The sequence below is a fragment of the Mesorhizobium sp. M1A.F.Ca.IN.020.06.1.1 genome (genome assembly GCF_004023265.1).
Lineage (GTDB): Bacteria > Pseudomonadota > Alphaproteobacteria > Rhizobiales > Rhizobiaceae > Mesorhizobium.
In genome coordinates, this window is sequence record NZ_RZSR01001587.1 from 1 (window position 1) to 713 (window position 713).

At 59.2% G+C, this 713-nt stretch carries 1 protein-coding gene; it reads left to right on the forward strand.

The features are described from left to right. Positions 1-248: 248 nt before the first annotated feature. Positions 249-440 (forward strand): hypothetical protein, encoded by a 192-nt coding sequence (locus EOA60_RS38540; protein ID WP_127214990.1) that lies wholly within the window; start codon positions 249-251, stop codon positions 438-440. Positions 441-713: the final 273 nt, after the last annotated feature.

Consider the following 713-nt stretch of genomic DNA (forward strand, 5'->3'; position numbering starts at 1 on the left):
TCCTCGTATTTGGCGAGCGCGATGTCGGCATAGGTCTTGATCACCGCCTTCGCATCGGTTTCGGCCTTCGCCGGCAGCACGAACACGGCCGCCGTCAGCGCCGCGGTGGCGCCGATCGCGGCAAGCCTGGTGCCCCAACGTAGCGCAATAGTTCGCGGCGTGATTATCGCTTTCATCAATCCCATCTCCTCAGAAATTCAATGACATAGGCATGCGGCCGCCGGCGCGCGGCGCCAGCGCAAGCACGAATGACCGGAAAGGCAAAGTTGCCGCGCAATGGCGCGGCCAATCAGCAAAAGACACCGAAATGCCTCCAATCGAAAGGGTTCAAGGCCCAGACATCAAAGGAATGCGCCAGCGGCGCAGCCCTCCATAAAGCGGCGGAGCGGCTGGAAGTCAACTGGCGGTACAGAGAAAATTCAATTGAAACAACAGTTTAGAATTATTCTAAACTGGAATTATCAACTTTAAGGCGGCGCATGCGGCGGATATCCGGATTGACAGGCGGCCATCCTGGGTGCGACCCGGACCACGGCTCTTGCGGCGGCGGCAGACAATCGCCACTTGGCGGAAGATCCTAGATTTGAAGGCAAAAAGGGCTGCGATGAAGAACGGGGTGGTCATTGTCGGTGCGGGTCATGCGGGCGTGCAGGCGGCCGCTAGCCTGCGTGAGGAAGGCTATGACGGGCCTGTCATCCTGATCGGCGACGAGA

Coding starts and splice junctions, on each gene's coding strand:
- EOA60_RS38540 (WP_127214990.1), top strand. CDS start 249: ATGACCGGAAAGGCAAAGTTGCCGCGCAATGGCGCGGCCAATCAGCAA.